General features: G+C 65.3%; 17 protein-coding genes. 1 reads left to right on the top strand and 16 read right to left on the bottom strand.

The features are described 5' to 3' along the window. Positions 1–14: 14 nt before the first annotated feature. The 9 genes from ACN9MU_RS11515 to ACN9MU_RS11555 form a co-directional block, all read right to left on the bottom strand. Positions 15–1328, bottom strand: coding sequence for a CheR family methyltransferase (locus ACN9MU_RS11515; protein WP_426344608.1), 1314 nt, complete (start codon positions 1326–1328; stop codon positions 15–17). Beyond that, positions 1325–1783 carry a chemotaxis protein CheW gene (locus ACN9MU_RS11520; protein WP_426344609.1) on the bottom strand — a complete coding sequence of 153 codons (459 nt, stop codon included), beginning with the start codon at positions 1781–1783 and terminating at the stop codon, positions 1325–1327. Before ACN9MU_RS11520 ends, ACN9MU_RS11515 begins: the two co-directional genes overlap by 4 nt. Continuing rightward, positions 1780–3591, bottom strand: a complete 1812-nt coding sequence (locus ACN9MU_RS11525; RefSeq protein WP_426170725.1) for a methyl-accepting chemotaxis protein — start codon at positions 3589–3591, stop codon at positions 1780–1782. The genes ACN9MU_RS11520 and ACN9MU_RS11525 overlap by 4 nt, the downstream gene beginning before the upstream one ends. Before the next feature lie 96 nt (positions 3592–3687). Then, positions 3688–4920, bottom strand: coding sequence for an argininosuccinate synthase (locus ACN9MU_RS11530; RefSeq protein WP_426344610.1), 1233 nt, complete (start codon positions 4918–4920; stop codon positions 3688–3690). A gap of 59 nt (positions 4921–4979) precedes the next feature. After that, complete coding sequence (argF, locus tag ACN9MU_RS11535) at positions 4980–5906, bottom strand: ornithine carbamoyltransferase (RefSeq protein WP_426344611.1); 927 nt, start codon at positions 5904–5906, stop codon at positions 4980–4982. A 45-nt stretch (positions 5907–5951) separates the two neighbouring features. After that, the gene (locus ACN9MU_RS11540; protein ID WP_426322469.1) at positions 5952–8786 is read right to left on the bottom strand and encodes an ATP-binding protein; all 2835 of its coding nucleotides are present in this window, start codon (positions 8784–8786) and stop codon (positions 5952–5954) included. Between the two features lie 10 nt (positions 8787–8796). After that, positions 8797–9696, bottom strand: a complete 900-nt coding sequence (gene rsgA / locus ACN9MU_RS11545; protein WP_426170731.1) for a ribosome small subunit-dependent GTPase A — start codon at positions 9694–9696, stop codon at positions 8797–8799. Then, positions 9693–10034, bottom strand: a complete 342-nt coding sequence (locus ACN9MU_RS11550) for a 4a-hydroxytetrahydrobiopterin dehydratase (RefSeq protein WP_426170732.1) — start codon at positions 10032–10034, stop codon at positions 9693–9695. Before ACN9MU_RS11550 ends, rsgA begins: the two co-directional genes overlap by 4 nt. Continuing rightward, positions 10031–11302, bottom strand: coding sequence for a M48 family metallopeptidase (locus ACN9MU_RS11555; protein ID WP_426170734.1), 1272 nt, complete (start codon positions 11300–11302; stop codon positions 10031–10033). The genes ACN9MU_RS11550 and ACN9MU_RS11555 overlap by 4 nt, the downstream gene beginning before the upstream one ends. A gap of 57 nt (positions 11303–11359) precedes the next feature. Here ACN9MU_RS11555 and orn point away from each other — a divergent pair, with 57 nt between their 5' ends. Then, the gene (orn, locus tag ACN9MU_RS11560; protein WP_426170736.1) at positions 11360–11947 is read left to right on the top strand and encodes an oligoribonuclease; all 588 of its coding nucleotides are present in this window, start codon (positions 11360–11362) and stop codon (positions 11945–11947) included. 28 nt (positions 11948–11975) lie between these two features. Here orn and ACN9MU_RS11565 read toward each other — a convergent pair whose 3' ends face one another. The 7 genes from ACN9MU_RS11565 to ACN9MU_RS11595 form a co-directional block, all read right to left on the bottom strand. After that, positions 11976–13337, bottom strand: a complete 1362-nt coding sequence (locus ACN9MU_RS11565) for a DUF3526 domain-containing protein (RefSeq protein ID WP_426322474.1) — start codon at positions 13335–13337, stop codon at positions 11976–11978. Next, the gene (locus tag ACN9MU_RS11570; RefSeq protein ID WP_426344612.1) at positions 13338–14771 is read right to left on the bottom strand and encodes a DUF3526 domain-containing protein; all 1434 of its coding nucleotides are present in this window, start codon (positions 14769–14771) and stop codon (positions 13338–13340) included. Then, positions 14768–15493, bottom strand: a complete 726-nt coding sequence (locus tag ACN9MU_RS11575) for an ABC transporter ATP-binding protein (RefSeq protein WP_426344613.1) — start codon at positions 15491–15493, stop codon at positions 14768–14770. Before ACN9MU_RS11575 ends, ACN9MU_RS11570 begins: the two co-directional genes overlap by 4 nt. Positions 15494–15510: 17 nt before the next feature. Beyond that, complete coding sequence (locus ACN9MU_RS11580; protein WP_426344614.1) at positions 15511–17619, bottom strand: TonB-dependent siderophore receptor; 2109 nt, start codon at positions 17617–17619, stop codon at positions 15511–15513. A 60-nt stretch (positions 17620–17679) separates the two neighbouring features. After that, complete coding sequence (locus ACN9MU_RS11585) at positions 17680–18018, bottom strand: hypothetical protein (protein WP_426170743.1); 339 nt, start codon at positions 18016–18018, stop codon at positions 17680–17682. A 68-nt stretch (positions 18019–18086) separates the two neighbouring features. Beyond that, the gene (locus ACN9MU_RS11590) at positions 18087–18419 is read right to left on the bottom strand and encodes a hypothetical protein (RefSeq protein WP_426344615.1); all 333 of its coding nucleotides are present in this window, start codon (positions 18417–18419) and stop codon (positions 18087–18089) included. A 74-nt stretch (positions 18420–18493) separates the two neighbouring features. After that, the gene (locus tag ACN9MU_RS11595) at positions 18494–19315 is read right to left on the bottom strand and encodes a crotonase/enoyl-CoA hydratase family protein (protein WP_426322481.1); all 822 of its coding nucleotides are present in this window, start codon (positions 19313–19315) and stop codon (positions 18494–18496) included. Positions 19316–19320: the final 5 nt, after the last annotated feature.

Consider the following 19320-nt stretch of genomic DNA (forward strand, 5'->3'; position numbering starts at 1 on the left):
GTCTTGGTCTGCTATCACTGTGGCTGCTGGCGCTGGAAAGCGCGCGCGGCACGGGCCTTCAACGTAGCGGCGGCGCGGCTGTTGCCGCCTTGCTCCTGCAGCAGGGCCAGGTGGCACAGGGCTTCGTAGTGGTCCGGTTGCAGGTAGAGGCAGCGCTTCAGGTGTGCTTCGGCATCGGCCGGCTTGCCGGCGGATTCAGCCAGCAGGCCGAGGATGAAATACGCTTCGGCCGACTCGGGCTGCTGGGCAAGAAATTCACGGCAGGCGGCATCGGCTTCCAGCAGTTTACCGGCGTCGGCCAGCTTGCGCGCGTGCGCGAGCAGGGATTCGTCGCCGGCAGCGACCGGACGGGACGTTGCGCTGGCGTTGGCGCGGTTGGCACGGGGCGGGTGCGGCGCCACCGGGGCAGGGCGGCTGCCGCGTGCCGGAAGGCTTGCCAGGGCCGGCGCAGCGGATGCGGTGGCTCGCTCCGGCGCGATGGCGGCGGGATGCGCGAGGCCGGCGCCGGACGGCAAAGGCGTGCCGGCAGGCAGGGCAGCCCGGGCCGGTGCCCCGGAGCGTTTGATGTCCTTGCGCAGGGCGAATGCCTGGCGGTGCGGCAGCGGCGAAAAGCCGTGACGCACGAAGGATGGCACTTCTGCGTATCCGGCCAGGATCATGCCGTCTCTGGCCAGGTATTCAGACAACCGTGCAATGGCAGCAGCGGTGGTTGGCTCGTCGAAATAGATCAGCAGGTTGCGGCAAAAGATCACGTCATACTGGCGCGCCGTTCCAAGCTCGCCTTCCAGGATGCTGCCCTGGCCGAACCGGATGCGCGCCCGCAGCGCGTCATTGATGCGATACAGTTCATCGTCGCCGGACCAGGTGAAATAGCGGTCGCGGAACGACAATTCGCGTCCGCGGAACGCATTGCGTCCAAATACCCCGGCCTCGGCGCGCATGATGCAGGCTGCGCTGATATCCACGGCATCGATCATGAACGCTTGCGGCTTCACGCCGGCATCGAACAGCGCCATCGCCATCGAATAAGGCTCTTCGCCGCCGGCGCAGGGCACCGACAGTATGCGCACGAGCCTGGACCCTTCGGCCAGCCGCTGGCGCACAAATGCGACCGCCGCGGAGAAAGCTTGCGGATCGCGGAACAGCCATGATTCCGGCACCACCACCAGCTCCACCAGTTCGCGCAGCTCCGCTTCATCCAGACCGTCTGCGTAAGCCTTGTGCTCCGTTGCGCCCGTCGCCTCCATGCGCCGCTTCACCGCCAGTTCGACCGTGTTGCGGGCCAGGTTCATGCCGGTCAGGCGGCGCAGTGTGGCCAGTACATTCATCCCGCCGCAGCCTCCGCCGGGAACAGGCGTGCCCGCAACTCGGCTGGCAACAGGTCATTGACCTCGACCAACTGCACCATGCCTTGCGCATCGCCTGCGACCCGGCCCAGGAACGGCGCCGCCTGCACGCCGCTTGGCGCCAGGTCTTGCGGCACCACGTCCTGCACGCCCTGCACCCGTTCGGCCATCAGTCCCAGTGCGTGCACTGCGCCATCGGGCGCCGTGTAATCGGTCACCACGATGCGCGTGTCGTAATGCTGCCGCGACGGCGCCCGGCCGCTGATGCGCGACAGGTCGATCACCGGCATCGGGGCACCGTGCAGGTTCAGCAAGCCCGCCACACTGTCCGGCGCCAGCGGGATGCCCTTCAGTTCCAGCAGGGGCAGCACGCGCTGCACCTGCCGCAACGGAAGACCGTAGCGGTCGGCTCCAATGTGGAAGACTAATACTTTCATGCGTTCACGGCGAAAGTGGAGACGCTCGACTGCAGGTCGCCGGCCGCATACTGCAGCTGGTGCACGGCCTCGCTGGTTGCCTTCAGCGATTCGACGGTCTGCTGGGTGGCATCGTTAAGCTGCATCATGGTTTCGCTGATCTGCTGCGCGCCCACAGCCTGCGCCTGCATGCCTTGCAGCACCGCGTCGAATTGCGGGGCCAGTTTCTGCACCTGGTCCATCACGCCGGACAACTGGTCGGTCACCTGGCGCACCTCGCCCACGCTGCGGCGGATCTCTTCCGAGAATTTGTCCATGCCCATCACGCTGGCCGAAACAGCCGACTGCATTTCCTTCAGCATCTGCTCGATATCCCAGGTCGACACCGAAGTCTGGTCGGCCAGGCGGCGGATTTCGGTTGCCACCACCGAGAAGCCGCGGCCTGCTTCGCCGGCCTTCTCGGCTTCGATGGCGGCATTCAGCGACAGGATGTTGGTCTGGTCGGCCACCTTGGTAATGGTGGTCAGCACCGAGTTGATGTTGGACGCCTTTTCCGACAATGCCGCCAGCTTGGCATTGATCGAATCGGTCGCGTTGACCATGTTCTGCATGGTCTGGTCCATGCGGCGCAGGTTGCCCTGGGCCTCAGAAGTGGCGGTGGTGGTGTAGTCGGCCACCGCGGTCGCATCTTCCATCGTCTTCAGCAGTTGCGAGGTATTGGACGAAATCTCCTTGGTGGTGCTGAGCACCTCGACCGAAGTCTGTGCCTGCTCGACACCGGTGGCTTCCTGCTGCTTGGCCGAAGCGGCAATCTCGGTGGCCGAGGTGGTGACCTGGATGCCCGCCTTCTGCACATTGTTCAGCAACTGGCGCAGGTTGTCGAACATGCGCTGCAAGCCATCGCCCAGCTGGCCGATGGCGTCATCGCCGCCCACGGAGATCTTGCCTGTCATGTCGCCGCCGGCAGCGCGCGCCACAACGCCAAGCAGGGAATCGACTTTCGCGCGCAGCTCATTGGTCTGCGCCTGCTCGCGCAGCGTTGCATCCTGCAGTTGCTGCGCCATCTTGTTGAAGTCTTCGCTGACTTTCCCCAGTTCGTCGCCTGACGTCACCACGGTTCGGGCGGCCAGGTCGCCGCCGCCCAAGCGGGCGAGCCCAGCGGTCAGGTTGGCCAGCGGGCCCAGGATGGCGCGCCCCAGCGTATAGGCGATCAGCAGGGACAGCATGAATACCGCCGCGCCGCCGCCCAGCAGCAGGTTGGTTTGGTTCGAGTGCAGGTCGACCGCTTTGGCGCTGCGCTCGGCCAGCAAGCGGCGCTCTTCTTCAGACGCCTGGTCCAGCAGTTCGCGCGCGCTGCCGACGATGGCGCCGGCTTCCTTCAGCTCCGACGACTGCCCCAGGATTTCGGCCGCGCCTTTGGTGTCGCCGAGTGCGCGGCGCTTGTCGATCTGGCGACGGATATTGACGTCGGCCCAGGTCGTGAGCAAGGCCTGGGCGCGCTTCAGGCGCTCGTTCTGTTGCGGATTGTCTGCCGTCAGCTGGACTGCTTTGGCGATATGCTGCTTGAGTTGTTCCGCGTTTTCACGCTCGCTGCCGATCAGGGCTTCGCTGCCGGTCAGGATATAACCGCGCGTGTCGACCTGGATTTGCAGGGACACGCTGTTGATGCGGTCGAGCTGAAGCAGCACCTCCATCGTGTGCCGGTCCCACCTGTTGGCATCGGTCAAGCTGGCGAAGTTGTTATAGGCCGTGATCAACAGTAGCAAGATGATTGCCACGATGCTGCCGAAGCCGATATACAGTTTGTTCTTGATGCTCAGATTGTTCATGCGCGGGTCTCCGGGGACGGGGGGCTTTCTTCCAAGGCAATGTAGCAAAAAAAACGGGCCGCGCAAAGCGGCCCGTCTTAGAGGAGCGGAGGCAGCTTACTGGCCGCGCTTGTTCCTTGCGTTGGCGGCGATGCGCATGCGCAGCGCGTTCAGCTTGATGAAGCCGCCGGCGTCGGCCTGGTTGTAGGCGCCGCCGTCTTCGTCGAAGGTGGCGATGGTCTGGTCGAACAGCGAGTCGGTCTTCGAATCGCGCGCGACGACGATCACATTGCCCTTGTACAGCTTGACGCGCACCCAGCCGTTCACGGTGGCCTGGGTGTGGTCGATCAGGGTTTGCAGCGCGACGCGCTCCGGCGCCCACCAGTAGCCGTTGTAAATCAGCGAAGCGTAGCGCGGCATCAGGTCATCCTTCAGGTGCGCCACTTCGCGGTCCAGGGTGATCGACTCGATGGCGCGGTGCGCCTTCAGCATGATGGTGCCGCCAGGGGTTTCGTAGCAGCCGCGCGACTTCATGCCGACGTAGCGGTTCTCCACCAGGTCCAGGCGGCCGATGCCGTGCTTGCCGCCCAGGCGGTTCAGCTCAGTCAGCACGGTGGCCGGCGACATGCGCTTGCCGTTCAGGGCAACGATGTCACCGTTTTCGAATTCGATGTCCAGGTATTCCGGCTGGTCCGGTGCAGCTTCCGGGCTGACGGTCCAGCGCCACATCGATTCTTCGGCTTCGGCACTTGGGTTTTCCAGGTGGCGGCCTTCGAAGGAGATGTGCAGCAGGTTGGCGTCCATCGAGTAGGGCGCGCCGCCGTTCTTGTGCTTCATGTCGATTTCGATGCCGGCATCTTCCGCGTATTTCAGCAGCTTTTCGCGCGACAGCAGGTCCCACTCGCGCCATGGAGCGATCACGCGCACGCCTGGCTTCAGTGCGTAGGCGCCCAGTTCGAAACGGACCTGGTCGTTGCCCTTGCCGGTGGCGCCGTGCGAGATGGCGTCGGCGCCGGTCTGGTTGGCGATCTCGATCAGGCGCTTGGCGATCAGCGGACGCGCGATCGAGGTGCCCAGCAGGTACTCGCCTTCGTACACGGTGTTGGCGCGGAACATTGGGAAGACGAAATCGCGCACGAACTCTTCGCGCACGTCGTCGATGAAGATGTTTTCAGGCTTGATGCCGAACTTCAGCGCCTTGGCGCGTGCCGGCTCCAGCTCTTCACCCTGGCCCAGGTCGGCGGTGAAGGTCACGATTTCGCAGTTGTAGTTGTCCTGCAGCCATTTCAGGATCACGGAGGTGTCCAGGCCGCCGGAGTAGGCGAGGACTACTTTCTTTACGTCGCTCATGATTTTCTCAGTCAGTTGATATTGGTTGGTGTTGCCTGAAAAATGGGGTACGTCCCCATTTATCGAGCAATCTTGCCCAGCAGCAAATATTCGATCAGGGCCTTCTGTACGTGCAGGCGGTTCTCGGCTTCGTCCCAGACCACGGATTGCGGGCCGTCAATGACGTCGGCGGAGACTTCCTCGCCGCGGTGGGCCGGCAGGCAGTGCATGAACAGGGCGTCCGGCTTGGCGCGGGACATCTTGGCGGCATCGACGATCCAGCCGTCGAAGGCCTTCAGGCGGGCGGCGTTTTCTTCTTCGTAGCCCATCGAGGTCCACACGTCGGTGTTGACCAGGTCTGCGCCTTCGCAGGCGTCGGACGGGTTGGCGAAGAAGGTGTAGCGGTCGGTCGATACCAGCGACATGTCCATGTCGTAGCCGTGCGGCGTGGAGACATTGACGTGGAAGCCGAACACTTCGGCCGCCTGCAGCCAGGAGTAGAGCATGTTGTTGGCGTCGCCCACCCAGGCCACGACCTTGCCCTTGATCGAGCCGCGATGCTCGATATAGGTGAAGATGTCGGCAAATACCTGGCATGGATGATGTTCGTTGGTCAGGCCGTTAATCACCGGCACGCGCGAATGCGCTGCGAAACGTTCGATGATGTCCTGGCCGAAGGTGCGCACCATGATGATGTCGCACATGCGGGACATGACCTGGCCCGCGTCTTCCACCGGCTCGCCGCGGCCCAGCTGGGAATCGCGGGTATTCAGGTAGATCGCTGCGCCGCCCAGCTGGTGCATGCCGGCCTCGAAAGACAGGCGGGTACGGGTCGAATTCTTGTCGAACACCATGACCAGGGTGCGGTCGATCAGCGGGTGGTAAATCTCGTAGGCCTTGAATTTGCGCTTGATTTCCGCTGCGCGGGCGATCACATATTCGTACTCCTCCAGGGTCAGGTCCTTGAACTGGAGATAGTGCTTGATGCTTTTAGGTGGTATAGACATCTTTGCAAAGTTTTGCTGCGGTGGACTAAAGATTATACGGGCATTTCAATAAATCGTGGCCGGGCGTTCGGGGTCATGCCTTGGCGCCGATATCGGCAGGTCCAGCGTGAAGGTGGTGCCTGCGCTGCTGCTGTCGACGGCGATCTGGCCGCCCAGCAGGGAAGTGACGATGTTGTAACTGATTGATAACCCCAGCCCCGAGCCGCCCTGTCCCAGTTTGGTGGTGAAAAACGGGTCGAAGATGCGCGTCTGGTTCTCCGGCGCGATGCCGCTGCCGTCGTCACTGAACGATATTAGCACGCGGCCTTCCATCGGCGTGGTCGCCAGCAGGTGCAGCTGGCCCCCTTCGCGGCCGTCGAAGGCATGCAGCAAGGCGTTGTTGATCAGGTTCGTGATGACCTGGCCGAAGGGGCCGGGATAGCTGTCCAGCATGATCAGCTCCGGCACCTCGAATGCGATCGTGTGGCCTTCCTTGCGGATGCGGTTCATCACTGTCGCCACCACTTCATGCGTCACCTGCTGCAGGTTGAAAATGCGCCGCTGCTCGGTGGTGCGGTCCACCGCCACCTGCTTGAAGCTTGACACCAGGTCGGCCGCGCTGTGCAGGCCGCGCATGACCAGGGTGGAAGCCTTGCGCGCGTCGTCGATGTAGGCCAGCAGCTCGGATTTGCGCAGCCCCCGGCCATTGACCACTTCTTCCAGTTCGGTGGTTTTCTGTTCCAGCGTGCTGGCAATCAGCAGGCTGTTGCCGATCGGCGTATTCAGTTCATGCGCCACGCCTGCCATCAGCGCGCCCAGCGCCGCCAGCTTTTGCTGCGACACCAGCTGCGACTGGGCTTCCTGCAGCTGCCGGTAGGCAAGGGCGTTGTCGAGCGCGATGGCGCCGTAGGCGCACAGGGTGCGGAAAATCAGCCGTTCCCGTTCGCCATAGGCATTGGCATGCATGGCTTGCGCCGTCATTACGCCCAGCGCCCGCTCGCCCACCAGCAACGGCACGTACAGGGCGCTGCGGCTGGCTGCCGTGCCGGGCGTGACCGTGCTGTCGCGCTCGGGCGGGATCTGGTCGATGTACACCTCGCGCCGCTCGCGCAGGCATTGCGCGGTGTAGGCGGTGGGGTGGTCGAGCGGGATTGCGTTGCGGGGCAGGGCCTGGCCGGCTTCCACGCCGAAGGCACGTTCCAGCTGGCGGCCGGCCGGATCGACCAGGTAGACCGCGAAGGTATTGGCCGACAGCAGGGCGTGGGTGTGGCGGTCCAGGGCCTGGAATACGGCGCCGGCGTCGAGGTGGGTGGTGATTTCCTGACCGATGGCCGATAGCCGCTCCAGCAGCTTGGTGGTTTGCTGCAGCACTTCGGCGCGGCGCGCTTCGGACATTGCCAGTTCGCGATGATGCAGGCCTTCCGCACGCGCCTGTTCCGTCTGGTGGTGCACCTGCATGGCGATGGCGCGGCTGGTGGCGTCCAGCGTGTGGGTCTTTTCGCGCGCGGCGCTGGCGGCGGTCGCCATTTCGTAAGCACGGCCGAAATCGCCCAGGCGCGCGTACTCGGCGCCCAGTGCGTCATACAGGTCGCCCGGCACTGTGTAGCCTTTGATGGTCTGTGCCGCTTCCAGGGCCTGGTGCAGGTAATGCAGTCGGGCGTTGGGCGCCTGCATGCCGGGCGGCGCGGACAGCTGGAGCTGGCCGTGGATCAGGGCCAGCACCCGCAGTGCCGCCACGTGGTGGAAGGCATTATGGTGGCGCGATGCGCGTTCCACCGCCATCAGCGCCATGTCCAGTGCTTCCAGCGAACGATTGAGGAAGCACAGGGCATGGGCCTGGCCGCGCAGCGCTACGATCTTGAAGTCGCCCTGCTGCAAGGCTTCCGCGCGCTCAGACAGCCGCTGGAAAGCATCCAGCGCTTCGCCGTAATCCTTCTTGTCCAGGCACAGTTCGCCCAAGTGCTGCAAGGCGATGGCGTAGGTGCGGCCGTTCGCTTGCGGCGCCAGGATTACCAGCGCCTCGCGCAGCAGCTCTTCCGCCGCGCCAAGGCGGCCAAGGCGGCGCACGATGTCGGCCGTGTGCACCAGGCAGGAGCCGATGCTGCGCGGCCAACCGGTAGGTTTGGCCAGGTCCATGGCGCGCTGCATCCACTCCAGGCCGGAGTGGTGGTCGTTCAGTTGCGAGAATTTCTCCGCGATATTGATGGCGGCCGTGGCGGCTGCGCGAATCTGCCCCGTTTGCAGCGCGGCTTCATAGCTGCGGATGTAGAAGCTGGCCGAATTGCCGATATCGCCGGCCTGGCTGGCCGCGATGGCGAAAAAGTCGTTGATCCAGCATTCGATGCTGGGCGGCGCTTCCACCGACATGTTGAAACGCTCGCCCCAGCGCTCTGTCGCGGCGTGCAGGTCGCGCAATGCCGCCCAACGCGCCTGCACAGCATCCGCAATGGTGGCGCGCTGCTCGTCGGGCGCCGCATGGGCTGCGTTGGAACAGGCTTCCAGTTCAGCATCGCGCTGGCCATGGTTGCCGCGGTCGACCGAGATCCAGGCCTTCAGCCAATGGGCGTCGGCCCGGCCGATATTGTCGTTTTGTGCTTCGAACACCTCCAGCGCGCGCGAAGCGAGGCTGGCGGCGGCATCGAGCTCGCCAAGCAGCCAGCGGATTTCGCCGTCGACCAGGTGCAGTCGCGCTTCGAGCGAAGCGCGTGCATGGCCCGGCAGGTGAGCCAGGGGCAGCAGGGCGGCTGCTTCGCGCGCCAGTTCCTGCGCGCGCTTGCCGTCGCGCTGGCGCAAATGCCAGGCCAAGGGGAGCAGCACCGGAAGCCGCGCAATGCCGCGCAAGGGCAGCAATTCGAGCTCCCAGTGCGCAACGGCATCGTCATCGGCAAACAGAAGCTGCATTGGCGTCCCGTCAATAGAGCGTCTGCGAGGACTCGTGCAACAACTGGCCGTACAGCGTATGCCGCATTTTCGCGATCTTGCCTTCGTTGACGGCCTCCAGCACCGCGCATTGCGGCTCGCTCAGGTGGCGGCAGTTATAGAACCGGCAGCCGCCGAGATAGGGCTGGAAATCGCGGAAGGCCCGTTCCAGCATGCCTTCGCTCAGGTGGTAAAGCCCGAACTCCTGGAAGCCAGGCGAATCGATCACGCTTGAATCCGGGCCCACATGGTACAGGCGGGTGAAGGTGGTGGTGTGCTTGCCGGTGTCGAGCGCCTCGCTGATTTCTCGCGTGGCGATATCGGCGTCCGGCACCAGGATGTTGATCAGCGAAGACTTGCCCATGCCTGACTGGCCGATCAGAATCGAGGAATGACCTTGCAGCAGCGGCGCCAGCGTTGCGCCAGTCTGCTCGGGCTGGCCGGTGGCCGAGACTTCGATCACTTCGTAGCCCATCGCCGAATAGACCTGCAGGCGCTTGCGCGCGTGTTCCAGCATGTCGGTCACGTCAACCTTGTTCAGCAGCAGGCGCACGTGAATGCCGGCCGCCTCCGCAGCCACCAGGGCGCGCGACACCAGGTCGTCCGAGAAGCTTGGTTCCGTTGCGACCACGATGAACAGTTGGTCGACATTGGCGGCCAGCAGCTTGGACTTGTACTGGTCGGAGCGGTACAGCAGCGTCTTGCGCTCCTGGATCTTGTCGATCACCGCCTGGTCGGGCGAAGTCAGGGTCAGGTCAACGATGTCGCCGACCGCCACATTGGTCTTCTTGCCGCGCGTGACGCACTGCAGGCGCTGGCCGTCCGCTTCGGCCAGGTAGTGGCGGCCGTGGGCTGCGATGATGGTGCCGGTGCGTTTGGTCCCCTTGCTCATGCCTGGCCCAGTGCATCGGCCTTGGCGGCGCAAATGAAATCGTTGATCGACAAGCCGTTGACCGAGTGCGTGTCGTAGCGCACCTGGCAGGTCTTGTAGCCCACCACCATTTCGGGGTGATGATCTTCGCGGTGGGAAATATAGGCCAGCGCATTCACGAAAGCCATCGTCTCGTAGTAGTTGTTGAAGCCGAAAGTGTTCACCAGCTTGCCGCTGGCCATGCTCCAGCCATCCAACAACTGGACCAGGCGCAGCGCCTCAGGGGCGTCCAGGGCCTGCGTCTGGTGGCTGCAGCGCAGCGCGCGCAAATCGGCCGCGGTGTGGATATTCGCTGTCATTGAGATGCCGCCAGGTTGAGTTGACGAATCCGCACGCTGGCGGGCGGGTGCGAATCGTAGAAGGCCGAATGCAGCGGGTCAGGCGTCAGGGTTGACGCATTGTCCTCGTACATCTTGACCAGGGCCGACACCAGGTCGCGCGCATCGGTATGCCTGGCGGCGAAAGCATCGGCCTCGAACTCGTGCTTGCGCGAGCTGAGCGAAGTCAGCGGGCCAAACAGGAAGGTAAATACCGGCAGCACCAGCATGAACAGCAGCAGTGCCAGTGCGTCGTTGGACTGGCCGGGCACGATGATCGGATTCACGCCCAGGCCGGTGTAGAACCAGAGCTGGCCTTTCAGGTAGCCAAGCAGTGCGAGGAAACCCAATGACAAGCCGAACATCACCACGATGCGCTTGATGATGTGTTTCAGCTTGAAGTGGCCCAGCTCGTGCGCCAGCACCGCCTCGACTTCCTGAGGCGACAGGCTGGACACCAGGGTGTCGTAGAACACGATGCGCTTGGCCGCGCCGAAGCCGGAGAAGTAAGCATTGCCATGCGCGCTGCGCTTGGACCCGTCCATCACGAACAGGCCCTTGGAGGCAAAGCCGACGCGCGCCATCAAGCCCTCGATGCGCTGCTTCAGCGATTCGTCGGCCAGCGGCGTGAACTTGTTGAACAGCGGAGCGATCAGGTTCGGGTAGAGCGCCATCACCAGCAGCTGGAAGCCGCACCACACGAACCAGGCGTACAGCCACCACAGGCTGCCCGATTTTTCCATCAGCACCAGGATGACCCACACCAGCGGCAAGCCGATCACGCCAGCGACGCCGACACCCTTGAGCAGGTCGATGAAGAACAGGCGCTTGCTCATCTTGTTGAAGCCGAAGCGTTCCTCCAGCTTGAACTGGCGGTAGTAGTCGAGCGGCAGGTCGACCAGGCCTGAGATGACGCAGACGGCAACGATCAGGCCAAGCTGGTAAGCCATGCCGCCGCCGGTGGCATTGAACAAGGTGGCCGAGAGCCATTGCAGGCCGCCCAGCAAGGTAAGGCAGATCAGCATGATGCTGGACAGCATCATGTTCAGCAGTCCCAGCCTGGTGCGCTCGATGGTGTAGTCGGCGGCTTTCTGGTGGGCCGCGAGCGGGATTTTTTCCGCGAAATCGGCTGGCACGGCGGCGCGGTTTTGCAGCACATGGCGGATGTGGCGCGAAGCGAGCCAGAATCGCACCACCAGAGTTGATGTTAAAAATGCAATGAACAAATACGAAAACGCGTGTGAATACATTCTGTGCCTGTGAGAAAATGGCGGATTAACCTGCCCTATATTGTCTTAGAGAGAATTATGTCACAAGCGAACGACACCCCAGCAACCCCGGTCACCCCGCAGCGCCCGAATGAAATGAACCTGGTGTGGGTCGACATGGAGATGACCGGCTTGGAGCCTGAGACCGACCGCATTATCGAAGTGGCAATGGTGGTCACCGACATGCACCTGAACGTGCTGGCCGAAGGCCCGGTGCTGGCGATCCACCAGTCGGACGAAACGCTGGACAAGATGGACGCCTGGAACAAAGGCACCCACGGCCGCTCCGGCCTGATCGACCGCGTGAAAGCGTCGACCGTGACCGAAGCCCAGGCCGAAGCCGAATTCATCGCCTTCATGCGCCAATGGGTCCCGAACGGCAAATCCCCGATGTGCGGCAACACCATCGGCCAGGACCGCCGCTTCATGGTCAAGTACATGCCCAAGCTGGAGGCCTTCTTCCACTACCGCAATATCGACGTGTCGACCCTGAAGGAGCTGGGCCGCCGCTGGAAACCGGAAATGGTCGCCGGCTTCAAGAAAGCCCAGAAGCACACCGCCCTGGCCGACATCATCGAATCGATCGAAGAGCTCAAGTACTACCGCGAGAACTTCATCAAGCTCTAATCAGCCGAGCCCGTGTCACACCATGGGGTCACACCCCAAGTGTGACACGAGCTGTGCTGCGCAGCCCGAGCGCCAGCGCGGCGCCCGCCAGCAGGGCCAGCGCGCAGGCCAGCAGGGCAGGCGGAAAGCCGGCGCCCGGCGCCGGGACAAACACTGGCAACCGTGTAAAGTCCGCCGCGCCGAACGGCTTCTCGTCAAATACGTAAGGATAGAAGTGGCGTCGCACCCGCTCATGGTAGGCGGCCACGCGATCCTGGTAGGCCATGCGGGCCTGCATATCGGTTCCCGCCAGCCGATGCAGCAGCACCTGCACATTCACTCCCGCCAGAAATATTGCCGCGTTGCGCGTCCACTCTTCACGCGACCACAGTGCGTTGCGGTACTGGGCTGCCTGCCCAGCAACCATGTCATCCCCGGCCTGGTGCATGGCGTAATACCACTTCCAATGGAAGCCTTCAGGCAGCGGCGCCGTGTTTTTCCACTCAGGATGGGTGCGGAAGAAGCGCTGCATCGTCTCCTCCTTCGGTTTGTCCCATGCCGCATGCACCGCCTGGCGCTGCGCCAGGGCCAGTTCCGCGCCTTGCGCTACCGGGATGGCCCGCTCCAGCGCGGCGTTGACTGCCGTCGGCAGCACCAATGCGAGCAGCACGAAGGCGGCCAGCAGCAACGCGGCGCCCGCTGCTGCGTTACGCGCCACAGTCGCGCCCCAGGCGGCCACGCCGCACCAGAAAACAAGGTAGAGCAGCGCAGCACCCGCCATCAGGGCCGTTTCACCCGGTGCGGCGTCGGACAGCAGCGCACCGGCAAGCAAAGGCACAAGCAGGGCCGCGGCAAGCAGGGCAAGGCGCAGCAGCACGCGGCGCCGCCACAGCGCGCCGGGCTTGCCGGGCAGGGAGGACAGCAAGCGCAAGCGCCCGGCCTCGCGCTCGCCGCTGACCATGTCGTGCATCAGGGCGATGATGAACAGCGGCGCCAGGTAGACCAGCACAAAGGCGAAGTCGAATCGTCCCGGCGCAGCCAGCTCGGGATTGATCGCTTCCGATTCATAGAGCTGCGCTTGCAGCCCAAGGGCGCGCACCTGCAGCGCATAGGGCTGGACGTCGCGCTGCCCGATGGCGGCAAAGGCCAACGGTGACGCCGGGTCGAAGGTCAGGTGAGGCGTGTAGTAGGCCGTGAGCCCGGCATCGCCGTCGGCAGGCTGGCGTTCTGCCCGTTCTGCAAGGTCGGCGGCATGGACGGCGGCGATCCGCTCCAGCGCGACGCGCTGAGCGCCCATCGCCTGCATGCCGTTCCAGACCGACAGTGCGGACAAGAGCGCCAGCACCACGAGCGCCGCAGCCGCAGGCCGCGAGCGTAGCAACAGCAGAAGTTCAAATTTCCAGTTCTTCATTCAGATATTCCTTTCCAGGCGGCGCGCGACCCAGGCGGCCAGCAATGCGGCGGCCCCCAGCCAGCCGGCGAGGATGGCCAGCGCCGGCCATACGCGCTGCGCGACTGTGCGTTCCAGCGGCGAGGGGGGATGGCGGTAGCGCGGCAGTGCGCGCCAGTAGTCAGCCGAAATGCGCTGGGCGCGGTCGTCGTGATACTTCACTTTTTCGGCGTGCAGCCGGTTCAGCGCCTGGATCAGGCGATAGCGATAGTCCTCGCCGGCCAGAAGGAAGCGCTCATGCGCCGCCCGGTCGGTATCCGCCAGCGCCGCCGACATGCTGCGCAGGGCCAGCAGCGGCACCGCCAGCGCCGCCGTATCCAGCACGCTGCCTTGCGCGGCCTGGCGTGCGAAGTCGCGCTGCATGCTGGATAAAAACAGCTCGCTGGTCAGGCGCTCGCCTTCTTCGATCACCAGCCCCTTGTAGTTGACGGGCAGGTCCTCGACCTTGCTGACGCCATACCGTTTCAGCACGCTGTCGCGGAAACTGCGGAAGTAGGGATCGTCCGGGTTATGGCTGTCGCCGATGCGCGCCAGTTCGGCGTGGACGGCCGCTTCCATTTCGATGCGGGTAGGGCGCGGCACCATGCTGGAAGCCAGGTCGGGCAGCATGCGCGGCAGCAGCACCGCCATCAGGGCCCAGGCGCCAACCAGCAAGAGCAGCGCATCGCGCGCCCGCCGCGCCAGGGCGGAAAGCAAGACCGCAGCAGCCGACCACGATAGCAGGTAGGCGGCGTAGCCCAGCGCCAGCCAGCCGGCCGGCGCCACCAGCAGCGGATCGGCCGCAGCGATCAACAGCAGGGCTGCCAGCGCCGGCGCCGCCAGCATGAGGGCCAACGCGCCGTGCGCCGCCAGCTTGCCCGTCACCAGCGCGCCGCCGCCGACGCCATGCGCCAGCATCAGCCGCAGTTGATCGCGTTCGCGCTCGCGCGCCAGGGCGCCGAACGCCAGGAACACCAGCAGTAAAGGGGCCAGCACCTGCAGCACGAAGGCCGGCGTCAATTGCCCGAAGCGCAGCAACAGCGAAGACTGGCCGGCGTCGCTGAAGTTGGCGCTGTTCTGGCGGTGCCCTTCCAGGTACAGCGTGCTGCCGGTGAAAGGCGCCACGCCGAAGTCGAAGAAGGCGAGGGCGGTCAGCGGGCGGAACACGTAGTGCCCGTAATGCACCACCCGGTGCGGATGACGGTCCGGCTGGCTGTTCCACTGCTCGTCGGCCTGCTGCTGCAGGCGGGCACGCTGCGCTTCCACACTGTGGGCGCGTTCCAGGCTGACCATGATGGCCGCCAGCGTCAGCACCAGCAGCAGGCCCGCCGCAGCAACGGCGACCCTGCTGCGCCGCAGGGCGCGCCATTCCTCCAATGCCACGCGCCAGGCGGTGCCGGCAAACGCGGGCCTCATGCCGCCCTCCGTGCATCGGCATAGCGCTGGAACAACTGCTGGACATCGAAGCGCTGCGGCCCGTGCGCGGCCAGTTCATGGGCGATGCGGCCCCGGTCCAGGAAGCCGATGCGGTCTGCCACTTCGGCAGCGCCTAGCAGGTCGTGCGTCACCATGAACACCGTGACGCCGTGCTCGCGCAGCTTGAGCAGCAGGGCATTGAATTCGCTGGTGGCATGCGGGTCCAGGCCGGACGTCGGCTCGTCCAGCAGCAGTACCGGCACCAGGCGCGCCGCCGCCAATGCAATGGCAACCTTCTGGCGCATGCCTTTGGAGTAGCCGCCGAGACGACGGTCCCAGGCCGCCGGGTCCAGGCCGACGTCGTCCAGCGCCGCCTCGATGATGGCGGGCGCGGCGTCGGCGCCGCCCACGCGCAGCAGGTAATCGAGGTTCTCGCGTGCCGACAGGTGTTCGTACAAGGCGACGTTCTCCGGTACATAGGCCAGGCTGGCGCGCGCCGCCAGCGGATCGAACGCGGGATCGATGCCGCACACGCGGGCATAACCCTCCGCCGGGCGGGCGAAGCCGAGGAAGGCGTTCAGCGTGGTGGATTTGCCGGCGCCGTTGCCGCCCAACAGGGCGTAGATCTCGCCCTGGCGTACCTGCAAGTCGAGGCAGTCAAGCACGCTGGCCGTGCCATAGCGGACCGTCAGGCCCACCGCTTCAAGTGCAATCTTGGTCATCTGTGTTCTCCTTTCAATCAGTAGGAAGCCTGCAGCCCCAGCGAGACCGCACGCGGCGTTCCGGGCGCGACCCAGGTGCGCTGGTAGGAACTGGTGTAGTAGGTCTTGTCGAACAGGTTGTCGATATCGAGCGACAGCCGCAGGCCGCGGGCGATGTGCCAGTGCGCGACCAGGCGCGCCACCGTATAGGCCGGCAGATCGAACGGCGCTGCACCGCTGCTGGCCTGGGCCTGGGTGCGTGCTTCGCCCAGGCGGCGGCCCGTGTGCGTCACGCCGCCGCCAACGCCGAAGCGGGCGCCGTTGGCCAGCGCGCCTTCGTACATCAGCATCAGGCTGCCGTTCACGCGCGGCACGTTGAGCAAACGGCCTCCCGTTTCCAGCGTGTTGTCGCGCACCACCTGGGCGTCGATCAGGGACAGGCTGGCATTGGCGCGCCAGGCGCGGCCCAGTTGCCCGGCCAGGTCGAAGTCCAGTCCCCGGCTGCGCACCTCGCCAGCCGCCACGGAATAGGCGGGTTGCTGCGGATCGGTGGTGAGGGCATTGCGTTTGCGGATGTCGAACAGGGCCAAGGTGGCGCCGAGCCGGCCGCCTGCCTGCTCCCATTTCAGGCCCGCCTCGCTGGCCTTGCCGCGCTCGGGCGCGAAGGCGGAGCCGCTGGCGTCGCTGCCCGTGTTGGGACGGAAGGAGCTGCCCCAGTTGGCAAACAGCGTCCACGCCGGCGTGGCGAGGTAGCTGGCGCCGATGCGCGGGGAAGTGGCGTTCGGCTCCTGGCGCGCAACCGTGCCGTTGCGCCGGTTGGCCAGGGTCTGCTCGTGCCGGTCGTGCCGCAAGCCGGCCACCACGCGCCAGTGCTGGCCGAGGCGCAGCGTGTCCTGCGCATACACCGCCACGTTGCGCTGCTTCTCCAGCGTGTCGGTAAACAGGGCTGGCACCGGCAGCGGCTGGCCGTAGACGGGCGCCAGCACGTCGATCGCATACGGCGCGGCGGCGCTCGGGCTGGCGCGGAACATGCGCAGGTCGTAATCAAAGCGGTAAGCTTCGGCGCCGAGCAGCAGTTCATGGCCCGGCGCCGGACTGCCCGCCAGTTCCATGTGTCCGCCCAGGTCGTCGGAGCCGTAATCGCGCAGGCGGCGCTGGCGGCGCAGCGTGCGCTGGTCTGCATTGAGGGCGGCGGCCGGTTCAGTGGAGTAGCCATCGAGCAGGCCGCGCTTCCACAGCAAGCCGCCGCGCAGTTGCCACGCGTCCGACAGTACATGCTCGAACATCAGCTGCTGCGTGCTGTTGAAGATGCGGATATCGCCGTCGCCCGGTTCGCCGAGGAAGCGCCCGCGCGGCACGGCGCCCAGTTCATCGTTGACCGCTGCGATGCCGCGGTCCAGCGTGCCCACATGGCGCAGCAATTCGCCGCGGTACTCGAGGCGCGTGCCCGGTCCGGCCTTGATGCTGAGCGCCGGCGCCAGCAGGGTACGGCGTGAATGGACATGGTCGCGGAAACTGTCGCGCTTTTCGCTGGCAGCATTCAGGCGCCAGGCCAGCGCTTCGCCCAGCGGGCTGGTGGCGTCGAGGGCCGCGCGGCGCAGGCCGAAGCTGCCGGCCACCGCATCGAGCGCGTAGGCGGGCCGCCAGAGCGGCCGTTTGCTGACGATATTCAGCGTGCCGCCAGGTTCGCTGGCGCCGTACAGCGCCGCCACCGGGCCTTTCAGGAACTCGATGCGTTCGACGGCGGCCGTGTCGCGCGGCGCGTTGATGCCGCCGCGGTTGGCGGCAAAGCCATTCAGCAACAGGGCCATGCCGTTGTTCGGGTCCCCGGCCAGGCCGCGGATGGCGATGTTGTCCCACAGGCCGCCAAAGCTGTTCTGGCGCGACACGCCGCCAGCGTAATCGAGGGCATCGTCGATGCGCAGGGCGCCCAGGTCGTCCAGTACCTGGCGCGGCATGATGCGCACGGCTTGCGGCAGTTCACGCAGCGGCAAGTCGGTCTTGCTGCCCAGCGCGTCGCTGGCCAGGTAGCTGCCGGAGTCGCGGCGGCCCACGACTTCGACGGATTGCGGTTCTTCGGCACGAACCGACAGGGTGAGCAGTGCCAGCGCAGCCGGGATGGCACGCAGGCGGATTTTCTTCGTCATTTTTATCTTCTCGTCTTGCTTGATCAATGCGCCGCCGCACTGGGCGGCGCCGGGTCTTGGTCAGGGCAAGGCGTTGGCGGGCGGGCCGCGCGGGAGGTAGGGCGGTGCGGCGCGGCGGCCAGGCAAAGCCCGCTCGGCATAGGCCAGCGGGCGTGCCGGCGCCTGTGCCTGGGGCAGCAGGAGTGGCGCGGCCGGCAGGCGTTCGGCCAGCGTGGCGGCATCGTAAGCCAGGCAGGAATGCGCGTGCGCGACGTCGCGCACGTCCTTCTTCCAGGCGTGGGCGAGGCGGTGCTGCAGGCCGGCGGAAACCGCTGTCAGCAAGGCGGCCGCCAGCAGGGCGGCCAGCGCAATATGGATGGCACGCCGCGATGTCACGCGGGTGCGGCGGAATATGGGCATATCGGGTAGCGGCACGATGCCGCGGACGTAACAGGGAATCCTGCGCGCAAGCGGGCAGGGAGGTCAGGTCACGAAGCGATATGGGGCGGCGCCTGCCGCTGGGGGATCAGGTAGCGCTGGGGCGAAATTGCCGCTGGCGCCGAAGGCTGGCGCGCCAGGAAGTAGGCGACTGCCAGGAAGACCGCCAGGAGGGCGGGCGGCGTCGAAGGAACGTCGGCCGGGAAATGGCTGGCCATCTGGCAGGCCACGCAGTCATCCAGCTTGTCGGCCAGGTCGTGGCTGTGCGAGGACGCCGCCAGCAACTGCAATGCAAACACGATCGTGCACAACGCCAACAGCCAGCGCCACAAGCGATTGCCGTGGCGCAGTCCGGAACGTTGGGTATCGGGCCTGGTTTGCATAGCGAGCGAGTATAGCAACTTTTGTCCACTTTGTTCCTGACCCCAGGTGGACAAATTTTGCTGGTTGTTACTTGTCAGTCCTTGAACGCGGGCGGGCGCTTGGCCATGCCGGACATCATGGCTTCCTGCAGGTCGGCCGACATCAGCATGGCCGCGTTCCAGGTGGCGTTGTAATTGAGGCCGTCGGCAATCGAGTGGTCGCGCGCGTAGGTGATCATTTCCTTCACGCCCCGCACGGCCAGCGGCGCCTTGGCGGCGATATCGGCGGCAATGGCGCGCACGCCTTCGCGCAGCGCTTCCGGCGATTCGAACACGCGGTTGACCAGGCGGATTTCCCTGGCTTCCGCCGCCTCCACCTTGCGCGCCGTGTAGGCCAGTTCGCGCGCCATGCCTTCCCCGATCAGGCGCGGCAGGCGCTGCAGCGTGCCCACGTCGGCCGTCATGCCGATATCGATTTCCTTGATCGAGAACCAGGCGTCCGCCGAGCAGTAGCGCATGTCGGCGCAGGTGACCAGGTCGATGCCGCCGCCCACGCAGGCGCCATGCACGGCCGCCAGTACCGGCTTGCGGCAGCGTTCCAGGCTGGTGAGGGTGTCCTGCAGATCGAGGATGATGCGGCGCAGCGATTCGCGCATGCGGCCCTCGCAGTCGTTCTGGATCTGCTGGCCCAGGCCCATCATCATTTGCAGGTCGATGCCTGCCGTGAAGGCCTTGCCTTCGCCTTCCAGCACGGCGACGCGGATCTCGGGCGTGTCGTCAACGTAGCGGAAGGCGCTGCGGATGTCGTGCCACATGGCCAGGTTCATCGCGTTCAGCTTTTCCGGCCGGTTCAGACGGACGGTGGCAATGTGGGCGTCAACGCTGATGGCGACAGTTTCGAGGACTGGAATGCTCATGGGGC

Source organism: Pseudoduganella sp. R-32 (genome assembly GCF_049913245.1).
Taxonomy (GTDB): domain Bacteria; phylum Pseudomonadota; class Gammaproteobacteria; order Burkholderiales; family Burkholderiaceae_D; genus Rugamonas.